Annotated in this window: 9 protein-coding genes; 5 read left to right on the top strand and 4 right to left on the bottom strand. The window is 73.4% G+C overall.

Annotated features, from left to right (window positions below; translation table 11 throughout):
* Window positions 1–134: 134 nt before the first annotated feature.
* Window positions 135–395: an acyl carrier protein gene (locus E1291_RS33940; protein WP_207401080.1), complete on the bottom strand. Its 261-nt coding sequence runs from the start codon at window positions 393–395 to the stop codon at window positions 135–137.
* Window positions 392–643: an acyl carrier protein gene (locus E1291_RS33935; protein ID WP_131742163.1), complete on the bottom strand. Its 252-nt coding sequence runs from the start codon at window positions 641–643 to the stop codon at window positions 392–394. Before E1291_RS33935 ends, E1291_RS33940 begins: the two co-directional genes overlap by 4 nt.
* A 574-nt stretch (window positions 644–1,217) precedes the next feature.
* Here E1291_RS33935 and E1291_RS44790 point away from each other — a divergent pair.
* Window positions 1,218–1,880, top strand: coding sequence for a response regulator transcription factor (locus E1291_RS44790; RefSeq protein WP_165495420.1), 663 nt, complete (start codon window positions 1,218–1,220; stop codon window positions 1,878–1,880).
* Between the two features lie 305 nt (window positions 1,881–2,185).
* Window positions 2,186–3,547: a serine hydrolase domain-containing protein gene (locus E1291_RS33925; protein WP_131742162.1), complete on the top strand. Its 1,362-nt coding sequence runs from the start codon at window positions 2,186–2,188 to the stop codon at window positions 3,545–3,547.
* A gap of 118 nt (window positions 3,548–3,665) precedes the next feature.
* Here E1291_RS33925 and E1291_RS33920 read toward each other — a convergent pair whose 3' ends face one another.
* Window positions 3,666–4,187, bottom strand: a complete 522-nt coding sequence (locus E1291_RS33920) for a DoxX family membrane protein (RefSeq protein WP_131742161.1) — start codon at window positions 4,185–4,187, stop codon at window positions 3,666–3,668.
* A gap of 464 nt (window positions 4,188–4,651) precedes the next feature.
* On the opposite strand from E1291_RS33920, the gene E1291_RS33915 reads away from it, so the two are divergent.
* Genes E1291_RS33915 through E1291_RS33905 form a run of 3 tightly spaced genes read left to right on the top strand, consistent with a single transcriptional unit; the run spans window position 4,652 to window position 9,377 of the window.
* Window positions 4,652–6,631 carry a condensation domain-containing protein gene (locus tag E1291_RS33915; RefSeq protein WP_131742160.1) on the top strand — a complete coding sequence of 660 codons (1,980 nt, stop codon included), beginning with the start codon at window positions 4,652–4,654 and terminating at the stop codon, window positions 6,629–6,631.
* On the top strand, window positions 6,628–7,461 hold the full coding sequence (locus E1291_RS33910) for a thioesterase II family protein (RefSeq protein WP_131742159.1): 834 nt from the start codon (window positions 6,628–6,630) through the stop codon (window positions 7,459–7,461). Before E1291_RS33915 ends, E1291_RS33910 begins: the two co-directional genes overlap by 4 nt.
* On the top strand, window positions 7,458–9,377 hold the full coding sequence (locus E1291_RS33905) for a non-ribosomal peptide synthetase (protein WP_131742158.1): 1,920 nt from the start codon (window positions 7,458–7,460) through the stop codon (window positions 9,375–9,377). Before E1291_RS33910 ends, E1291_RS33905 begins: the two co-directional genes overlap by 4 nt.
* A 3-nt stretch (window positions 9,378–9,380) precedes the next feature.
* Here E1291_RS33905 and amcH read toward each other — a convergent pair.
* Window positions 9,381–10,447, bottom strand: a 1,067-nt coding sequence (gene amcH / locus E1291_RS33900; protein ID WP_131742157.1) for an adenylate-forming 2-oxoglutaryl-ACP ligase AmcH, incomplete at its 5' end; no start/stop codon positions are given.

The raw sequence follows: 10,447 nt of genomic DNA, 5'->3' as shown, positions 1-10,447 counted from the left end.
GCGACGAGACGACCCTCCCCGAGCACGTCACCGCCGTCCTGGAGGCGTTCGGCGTCCCCGCCAGCACCACCGGCGCCGGTGAGGCCCTGCCCGGCGGGCCCGGGCCGCCGCCGGCGCGCTCTCCACCAGATCGGTCATCGGACGCTCTTCTCCTCCCGCTCCAGCCGGCCGAGCAGCGCGGTGATCGCGCCGACCGACCGGAAGTTCGCGGGCGTGATCTCGCGCAGCGGGACGGCGACGCCGAACTCGTCCTGCAGGGAGTGCACCAGGTCGAAGATCGCCGCCGAGTCGATGATGTTGAGCTCGATGAGGGGGGTGTCCTCGTGCAGGCCCGCGGCGTCGCCGTCCATCCAGGAGTCGGCGATGTACCCGATGAGGAAGTCCCGCGCCGTCACGGCGAGGCCGCCGTCGCGATCCGCAGGCCGATCAGCTCGGCCGCCCGCCCGATGGTGTCCGACGGCGACAGCAGGTCCTCGCCGATGTCGGCGCCGGGGAACTCGGACTGGGCGACCAGCAGCAGTTCCACCAGGAACAGCGAGTCCATGTCCAGGTCCTGGAAGGCCACATCCGGCCCCACCTGATTCCGGTCGACCTCAAAGCGGTCCACCAGCAGATCGACCAAGCGGTCGTACACGTCACTCACGACTTCCCCCTATGCCGCGTGAACGGCGATGGAGTTCAGCGGACGGACCGACTGTCGTCCATCACGCTGACGGTGCCGCTGACGAACCGCTGACCGGGCGGCTCAGAGGACGTCCTTCATGACGAGCGCTTCGACGCCATTCGGCTTCCGCCGCATCGTCGTTACCGTGCGTGTGCCGCCGGGCGTTGGGGAACCGAATCCGCCCACGGCGCCGGAGGACGCCGCCGCGCGGGCCTTAGCGCCTCTTCGTGATCGTCGTTCGGAGGTCACAACGGCGCCGGGAACGCGCACCGGCCGAAACACCGAGCCGTTCTCGGAAAGGCCGATACCGCTACCCCTACCCTCATCCACACGGCCGCGATAACTTGACATACTGATCCCGCTCATCCGATCGATGACACGAGAAGTCAGCGACCCCATCCGGAGAGTGAGCCTGTCGAAGATCGAATGCAGCTTCACCGACTGCCATCGGCCTCCCGCGACGGCCATGGGAGCACAACGGGGGAATCAGGGAAGCCATGCCGTATTCCGTGGACGTCGCACCGTCATGTCCCGAGCAGCGGGGCCACCGCCCATGAGACAACGGCTGCTTCTCTGCTGCGAGCAACCGATCATAGCCGACTCCTTCTCGGCCCTTCTCGGCAACGAGGCCACCATCGAGATCATCGGGCAGACGTCCGGTGACCTCGCGCTGACCGCCGCCGAGGAGAAGTGCCCCGACATCACGCTCGTCGTCGCCCCGGCCCTGATGATCGTTGAGCATCAGGAGGAATTGTCGGCGCTGGCCCGGCTCTCCAAGGTCGTGGTCATAGTGAAGACCGAGAACATCGACCGCTCGCTGGAGGCGCTCCAGCTCGGCGTCAGCGCCGTGCTCTCCCTGGACACGTCATCGGCGCAGTTGATCCAGGCCCTGCGCATGGTGACCACGGGCGACGTCATGGTCATTCCCGAGGGCGCCCGAGACGCCCTCAACATCCCGGCCGCCCCCACTCTGAACGACGGCCCCTCCTTGTCTGCGGACCTCCTCACCGCCCGCGAGAAGGAGGTGATCCTGCTGCTGGGCCAGGGCGCCTCCAACAACGAGATCGCCGGGGAGCTCTCGATCTCCATCACCACGGTCCGCACGCACGTCCACAACGTCCTGAAGAAGCTCGGTGTCGGAACCCGCGGGCAGGCCGTGGCGGTCGCCTACGAGACCGGCCTGATCACCGAGATCGGCGGTACGGCGCAACGCTGAGCCGAGGGGCCGGCCGGCGGGACGAGCCGCCCGGGAACTCGACCGGGTGTGGCGACCGGGCGTTCCGCGCCGCCTCCGCCACCGCCGCGCGAGCGAGGTCCCGCGCCCGGTGCGCGAGGACGCCGGGGCGGCCGGCGGGCCATTCGGCGACCGTCGGGGCAGCGGTCCCACATGTTGCGAACCCGTGACGTCCCCGTCCGGTGCCGGCGCCGGCCATTTGATCATCCTTGACGGGCGGCCCTCGCACCGGGCCGGCCGCTCCCGCCGCCTCGTCGGCCGGGTCACCGAACGGCTAGGAGCCGAGAATGACCGACAGCGCCCACTGGTCCGAGCGTCTCGGCGCGCTGGTCGAACGGCACGGCGTCCCGGGCGCGTGCCTGGGCATCCTGCGGGGCGGCGACCTCGTGGAGGCCGCCGCCGGCCTGGCCAACGCCGGCGCCCGGATCGAGGCGACCACCGACACGGTGTGGCAGCTCGGCTCGATCGGGAAGGTCTGGACCGCCACCGTCGCGATGATGCTCGTCGACGAGGGCGCGCTGAAGCTGGACGCGCCGATCGTCTCGGTGCTGCCCGAGCTGAGGCTGAGCACCGCGGAGCTGACCGAGCGGGTGACGGCGCGCCACCTGCTCACCCACACCAGCGGCATCGACGGCGACTTGTTCCTCGACACCGGCCGCGGCGACGACTGCCTGGAGCGGTACGCCGAACGGCTCGCGGACGCGGGCGTCAACCACCCGGTCGGCGCGACCATGTCGTACTGCGGCTCGGGCTTCTCCCTCCTGGGCCGGGTGCTGGAGCGCGTCACGGGCGTCCAGTGGGACCGGCTGATGCGCGAGCGCCTCTACGCGCCGCTCGGCCTCACGCACACCGCGACGCTCCCGGAGGACGTCCTGCGGCACCGCGCCGCGTCCGGCCACGTCGGGGACCCGCCGCGGGTGACGCCGCACTGGACGCTGATGCGGTCGGCGGGCCCGGCCGGGCTCATCTGCGCCACCGCCCGCGACCTCCTCGCCTTCACGCGGCTGCACCTGGACGGCGGTGTCGCCGCCGACGGCACGCGGCTGCTGTCGGCGGAGAGCGCCGAGGCGATGCGCACCTTCCAGGTCGCCCTGCCCGACACCCGCACGCTCGGCGACGCGTGGGGGCTCGGCTGGGCCCTCATGGAGTGGGGAGGCCATCGCATGTACGGCCACGACGGCGGCACCATCGGCCAGACGGCCTTCCTGCGCGTCCTCCCGGGGGCGGACCTGGCCGTGTGCCTGCTGACCAACGGCGGCGACGCCCACGGCCTCTACGCCGACCTCTATCGCGAGGTCTTCGCCGAGCTGGCGGGCGTTGCCATGCCCGCGCCGCCCGAGCCCGCCACCGGGCCCGTCGACGACGACCCGTCCCGCTACGTCGGCGTCTACGGACACGCGTCGACGCGCATGGAGGTGCTCGAGCGGAACGGTGGCCTCGTGCTGCGCATCACGGTGTCCGGTGATCTCGGCGAGCTGACGCCCGAGGGCCGCCTGGTACTGGAGCAGGAGATGCGCCCCCTGGAGCCCGGGGTCTTCGTGACCCGCAGGCCCGAGACGAGGCAGTGGACGCCCATGACCTTCTACACGCTCCCCGACGGTTCGCCCTATCTGCACTATGGCGTCCGCGCGATGCGGAAGGTGAGCTGACGCGCGAGAACTCGCACGTCCGCGGAGGTCCGGGCGCCCGGCCTCCTGTCGACATCGGGGGCCGGGCCCGTCCGGACGGCTGGGAGCGCCTTCCGGACGGGCGCCGGGCCGGGGCGTCTCAGCGCAGGAACGGGTAGCGCCGGACGATCGCCGTCCGCGACCACGGGCCGCCGAGGCCGTAGGCGTCCCCGGCGTTGTACTGCGCGATCAGGACCAGCAGGATGGCGTAGATCCAGTGCATGTCCATGAAGGGGTTGGCCTCGGGCCAGAGCGAGGCCGCCCACAACATGGCGAGGAGCACGGTCCCGCCGACCGCGGCGACCCGCAGGCCGATGCCGAGGATGAGCGAGACGGCGAGACCGGCCAGGCCGAACATGAAGCCGGCGTCGACCCAGAACTGGCCGGCCATCGCGTGGAACATGTCCTTGAAGGGGCCTTCGGTGTGGCTCAGGAACCCTTTGGACGGGGAGGTCCCGTCGAGCCAGCCGCTCTTGGCCGGCTTGCCGAGCCCGAACAGCTTGTCGAGGAAGGCCCAGAGGAAGATCCAGGCGAGGAACAGCCGGGCGATCACCCAGGCGAGGGCCGGGGCCTGCGGGAGAGTGCGCCGCTGGGACGGGGTGGGGTGGATTCCGACGGACATCGTGCGCTCCGGGGGCGGGGAACGGAATTGTTGAAACTTAAGTTTCCTTTTGCTGAACGCTTCTGGCTAGTGCCGAGCGCGATTGGGCGCATTTGGACGGTCCGCATTGACGATCCCCGCCGAATTCTGTGCAATGCGTGCCGGATTCGCCCGGTCCCGTTGCCCGCGGCGCGGCCTCCTGATACAAGCCGCCGCCGGACCGGCTCGCAACGCTCCCACAGGCGGCTCGCCCATCCACAAGATCATGAGATCGCCCGGCCGCACCGCCCCCGGCCAACAATGGGACACCATGAATCGGTCACTCCGCAAGGCATAATTCATGGCCGTTTCGGTCGCGCCCTCCCGGACATTACTCCAGGTCACGAGGAAAGTCTTGACAGCGGTCCACGCACGGGTACGGTCGAGGCAGTGCCCAGGTAGTTCGACAGAAATCGAACAGTTACTCTCCGGCAGGAGACGCACTCGTGCGGGAATATCAAGAACTGCCTCTTTCCCCGACTCAGCAACGCGTGTGGTTTCTGGAGCAGCTGTCACCAGGCGGAACGCAGTACAACATCTTCCTGGGCTATGAACTGTCCGGGCCACTGGACCGGGACGCGCTGCGCCGGGCGCTCGGCGCGCTCGCGGACCGGCACGACGCCCTCCGCATGACCTTCACCTCCGAGGACGGGATACCGGCCGTCAGGCTCGCCGGGACGCCCACCACCGTGCCGCTCGAATACACCGATCTCGCGGCGGCCGGGAACGGCGGCGTACCGGCCGGGCATGCCCGGACCGAGGACACCCGGACCGAGGACGCCCCGGCCGCGGACGCGCCGACCGACGACGCGCCGACCGACGACGCGCTGACCGGCTTCGCCTCCCGCTGGTCGCAGCGTCCGTTCGACCTCGCGCGGGACCCGCTCATGCGCGCCCACCTGGTGCGCCTCGGGCCGGACCGGCACCTGCTGATGCTGTCCTTCCACCACATCATCATCGACGGCTGGTCCACCATGATCGTCGACGTGGAGATCGGCGTCCTGTACACCGCGGAGGTCACCGGGCGTCCCGCCGGGCCGCCGCCGTCGGCCGCCGGATACGCCGACTACGCGCGGTGGCGCAACGAGCTGTCGCGCTCGCCCGAGACCGAGCGCCACCTGGCCTACTGGCGGGAAAAGCTGGCCGGGGCGCCGCCCCAGGTCACCCTGCCCGCCGACCGGCCCAGGCCGCGCGTCCAGCGGTTCCGGGGGGCCGACCTCTTCCGCTCGCTGCCCGCCGACGTGGCGGCGGGGGTCGACGAGCTGGCACGGGCGAACCGCGCGACCCCGTTCATGGTCGGCCTGACCGCGCTCGGCGTGCTGCTGGCCCGCTACGCCCGCACCGGTGACCTCGTCGTCGGCGTCGCCGAGGCCGGCCGGTCGCGGCCGGAGTTCGTCTCGACCGTGGGCTTCTTCGTCCAGACCCTGCCCGTCCGGATGAACGTGTCCGGCGACCCCGCCTTCCTGACCGCGCTCGCCGACGTCCGCGAGTCGCTGTTCGGGGCCTACGAGCACGACCTCCTCTCCTTCGACGTGATCGTCGACCGGCTGCGACTCGAACGCGACCTGTCCTACACGCCGCTCGTCCAGGTGCTCTTCCACCTGCTGGACCTGCCGCCGATCGGGAGCACCGCCCGCTGGCACGATCTCGGCATGACCCGCTGGGGCGAGGGCGTCACGCAGGGATCGACGCGCTTCGACCTCGAGATACAGCTGTCGGCGAACGGCGGCGACCTCTTCGGCCTCCTGGTCTCCTACAACGTGGACCTGTTCGACCAGGACACCGTCCAGGACTTCCTGGAGACCTACGTCTCCCTGCTGCGCGCCGTGTGCGCGGACCCGCGCCTCCCGGTGTCGGAGCTGACCGCCCGCGTGGCCGGGCCGCCGGGCGAGACGCGCGTGTCGGTCCGCGACGAGGACGGCGTCCCGCTGCCGCGCGGCGCGCTCGGCCGGCTCTGGCTCGACGACACCGGCGTCGACACCGGCCGCCTGGCCCGGCTGCGCGCCGACGGCACCCTGGAGGACCACGGTCCGTGCGAGGGCGAGCTGGTGGTCCACGGCGGCCGCGTCCCGGCGCGCGTCGTCGAGGACGCGCTCGCCGCCGATCCCGCGGTGGCCTCCGCCCGGGTTCGCGACGACCCGTCCGGATCCGGCCTCGTCGCCACGCTGGTCCCGGTGCCGGGGCGGGGCCTGCCGAGGATCGCCGAGTTACGCCGCCGGCTCCGCGGGCGGCTGCCCGCCTTCCTGATCCCCGGCTCGTTCCGGTGGGAGCACGAGTCCCCGCCCGGCGAAGAGCGCGCGGACGCGGGCGGCGCCCCCACCGGAGACCGCGCGCGAGGACCGGGCGGGCCGGAGGATCCCGCGCCGCCTCCGCGCGAGCCCGTCGTCATCGTCGTCCCGCGGAGTGACCTCCGGGACGGTTCGTGAGCGCCGGGTCCGAGTGGTTCTGGACCCCCAGGCGGCGGCCGCACGCCGTCCTGCGCCTGATGTGCTTCCCCCACGCGGGGGCGGACGCCCCCGCCTTCCTCGCCCTGGCCGACGCGCTCCCGGAGGACATCGAGGTCCGCGCGCTGCGCATGCCGACGCGGGGCGGCGCGCGCACCCGCCCGACCCTCGCCGGCCTCACCGCCGGGGCCGGGGCGGAGCTGGCCGGCACCGAGCGGCCCTACGCGGTGCTGGGGCAGAGCCTCGGCGGGCTGATCGGGTACGAGACGGCCCGGACCGCGGCGGCGGTGCTGCCCCCGGTCGCGCTGCTCACGCTGTCGACGCTGCCGCCCGCCCTGTTCGCGCTGCGCCTGGAGGACATGTTCCGGGCCGGGCGGCCCTCGGCGGACGGCAGCGTCCCGGGACCGCTCCGGTTCCTGCTGTCCTACCTCGAGGACAACCACCACGAGATGCGGGCCGCCCTCGACGACCCGGCGGTGCGGCAGATCGTGATCCGCGACATCTGGGCCGACCTCACGCTGTTGCGCGGGTACCGCCCCGCGGCGGCCCCCCGGCTGGACTGCCCCGTCCACACGCTGGTCGGCGCCGGCGACCCGTCGGCCCGGGAGGCGGACATGACCGGGTGGGAACACTGCACGACCGGCCCGGTCACCGCGACCACGCTGGACACCGGCCACTTCATGCTCCAGTCGGCGTTGCCGGAGGTCGCGCGGCGAACCGTCCGGGTCCTCGCGGCGTGGCGCGCCGCGGGGCGGAACGCCGCCGGAGGCGCTTCGCACGGGCACACCGACCGTCCCTGGGAGGAACGATGACAACGGACTCGGAGATCGGCGCCACGGTGGCGCGGCACGCCCGCACCACCCCCGACGGCCCCGCGATCCTGTCGCCCGAGGGCACCCTGACCTACGGCGGCCTGTCCGCGCGCGCCGGACGCTACCGCGAGGCGATGGACGCCGCCGGGCTGCGCGCCGGGGACGTCGTCGCCATGATGCTCCCGGACGGGCCGGACGCGATCGCCGCGCTGGTAGCCGCGTTCAGCGCGGGCCTGGCCTTCGTGTGGCTGGACGAGGACCAGCCGCGGGCCCGCCACCAGGTGATCCTGCGGGACTGCGCGCCCGTCGGGCTGATCACCGACGGCGGCGGGCTCCGGCGGTCCGTGGCGACGGAGGGCTGTCCCATCCTGGTGACGGTGGCCGGGGACACCGCCGAGGTCGCCGCCCGGCACGAGGGCGGCCGGGCGACGGCGGTGCCGCCCAACACCAGCTGCCTGATCTACACCTCCGGTTCGACGGGACGGCCGAAGGGCATCGCCCTGCGCGGCGGCAACCTCACGCACTTCTCGCGATGGCTGGCCCAGCGGAACGGCATCGGCCCCGGGTCCCGCATGCTGCAGTGGGCACGGCTCAGCTACGACGCCGGCTACCTGGAGATCCTGGGCGCGCTGGACGCCGGCGCCACCCTGGTCATCCCCTCGTCCCTGGAGAAGCCCGACGGGGCGCGGATCCGCACCTTGGTGATCGAGCACGAGCCCAGCCACGTCTTCGCCGTCCCCACGCTGATCCGCCGGCTGCTGCTCGCCCGCGAGGAGGCCGCCGACGGGCCCGCCGCGCACGTGCGCGCCGTCACCCTGTACGGGGAGCCCCTGCACGGCTCGCTCGTGTCCCGGGTGCGGACCCACTTCCCGGCCGCGCGGATCTACAACCTCTACGGCCCGGCCGAGTCGACCGTCGCCACCTTCCACCCCGTCCCCGAGGGCCACGAGGGCGACGTCCCAATCGGTGCCGACATCGACGGGATCGAGACCCTGCTGCGCGACGCGGACGGCGCCCCGGTCCCCGACGGGGAGTCGGGCGAGGTGTGGCTCCGCAGCCGGTTCCTCGCGAACGGGTATGTGGGGCGGCCCGAGGAGACCCGGGCCGCCTTCCTGCCGCTGGAGGCGGCGTTCCCCGGCGGGACGGGGGCGGCGGGGTCCGCCGCCTCGAACGGGGGACGGGACGGCCAGGCGGAGCGGATCTACCGGACCGGTGACGTGGCCCGCCGGCTGCCCGACGGGAGCCTGCTCTTCCTCGGCCGGGGCGACGCCCAGGTGAAGATCCGCGGTGCCCGGGTCGAGCTCGCCGAGATCGAGGCGGCCCTGTTCACCGACCCGGCCGTGGCGCAGGCGGGCGTGGGCGTCCACGTCGACGAGTCCGGCACCGCCCATCCGGTCGCCTACCTCGAACCGCGGCCCGGCGCCACGGTCGAGGTGTCCCCCCTGCACCGCAGGCTGGTGGGCATGCTGCCGGCGTTCATGGTCCCGGCCGCCTACATCCTGGTCGACCGGCTGCCCACCACCTCCACGGGGAAGATCGACCGGAAGAGCCTGCCGGACCCCCGGCCGTACCTGGCGCCCGCCACGGGACGGGCGGCCACGGCGGCCGCCGAGCCCTCCGGCGCCGCCGGGCCGGGCGGGTTCTCCACCGACACCGAGCGGCGCCTGGCCGCGATCTGGCGGCGGGTGCTCAATGTCGCCGAGATCGGTCCCGACGACGACTTCTTCGCCCTCAAGGGCCACTCCCTCCTCGCGGTGCGCATCACCGCCGCCGTCATCGAGGAGTTCGGCGCCGAGATCCCGGTCCGCGCCGTGTTCGAGCACCCGACCGTCTTCGAACTGGCCGCCCGCGTCGACGAGGAGCTGGCCGGGACGCTCGGCGACGAGAACGCCGCCCCGGCGGCACCGCCCGCCTGAGGGTCACTTCGGGACGTCCTCCCGGACCGGGACCGCGGTGATCCGGCGCGGCCGCTCGGCCCGGAGCAGCCTCCGGTAGAGGGCGTCCCGGACCCGGCGCGCCGCGTCCCCCGCCGGATCGCTCATCTCGACCTCGAGATCGAAGCACCGCTCGCCGCGGGCGTCCCGGCCCACGCTGGTCGTGGCCCGCACCACCCCGGGCTGCGCCGCGGCGAGCGACCGCACCGACGCCAGCGAGACCCTGACCCCCTCGATCACGAGGTGGTCGGTCAGCCTGCCGGCGAAGTAGAGGTAGCCGTCGGCGTCGATGCGGAAGAGGTCCCCGGTCGCGATCGTGCGGGGACCGGTGAAGCAGTCGGCGGGCCGTCCCTCGGGGACGCCCACCCGGCGCACCAGGACGGTGTCGGACGTGACGAGCAGCTCACCGGCCCCACCGGCGCCCGCGCCGGGCACGTCCCGCAGCGCGACCTCCACGCCCTCGATGGGACGGCCCACCGAGGCGTACCGGTGCGGCGGCTCCGCGTGCGCGGCGAGGGTGGCGACCCTCGGCCCCGCCTCCGTCAGCCCGTAGGTGACGTACAGTTCGCGGCCCGGCCGCGATTCCAGCAGCCGCGCGACGCCGGCCGCGGGCAGGGCGTCGCCCCCGACCGTCAGCATGCGCAGCGACCCGGGCTCGCTCCCGTCGAGCAGCCGCCGCGCGAGATGCGGCGTCAGCGACGTGCTGGTCGCCCGGTGGGCGCGCACCGCGGCGGCGAGGCGCGCCGGCGTGTGCGGCGGGCCGCACACGACCAGCCGCGCGCCGGTGACCAGGGCCGCCAGCGCCTGCGCCACCAGCGCGTAGGAGAAGTGCAGCGGCAGCAGGACGAGGACGGTGTCCGCCGGGCCCAGCCCGACCGACGCGGCGTGCCGCGCGGCGTTGCGCAGCAGCGACGGGGCGCGGTGCAGGCAGCCGCTGAAGATCCCGGAGGTGCCCGAGGTCAGGATGACCACGTCGCCGGCGGCGTGCCGGGCGCGGCCGTCCAGGGGTGTGATCCGGGCGCCGCCCAGGTCCAGCGCGCCGGCCTCGCGCG

The organism is Actinomadura roseirufa, assembly GCF_900659635.1.
GTDB classification, from domain to species: Bacteria; Actinomycetota; Actinomycetes; order Streptosporangiales; family Streptosporangiaceae; genus Spirillospora; species Spirillospora roseirufa.
The sequence above is the reverse complement of the archived record's forward strand: the minus strand, read 5'-3'. Positions and strand labels throughout refer to the sequence as shown.

Excerpts from the sequence above, each read along its gene's own strand:
- E1291_RS44790 (WP_165495420.1), top strand. The coding sequence starts at position 1,218 with ATGAGACAACGGCTGCTTCTCTGCTGCGAGCAACCGATCATAGCCGAC.
- E1291_RS33925 (WP_131742162.1), top strand. The coding sequence starts at position 2,186 with ATGACCGACAGCGCCCACTGGTCCGAGCGTCTCGGCGCGCTGGTCGAA.
- E1291_RS33920 (WP_131742161.1), bottom strand. The coding sequence starts at position 4,187 with ATGTCCGTCGGAATCCACCCCACCCCGTCCCAGCGGCGCACTCTCCCG.
- E1291_RS33905 (WP_131742158.1), top strand. The coding sequence starts at position 7,458 with ATGACAACGGACTCGGAGATCGGCGCCACGGTGGCGCGGCACGCCCGC.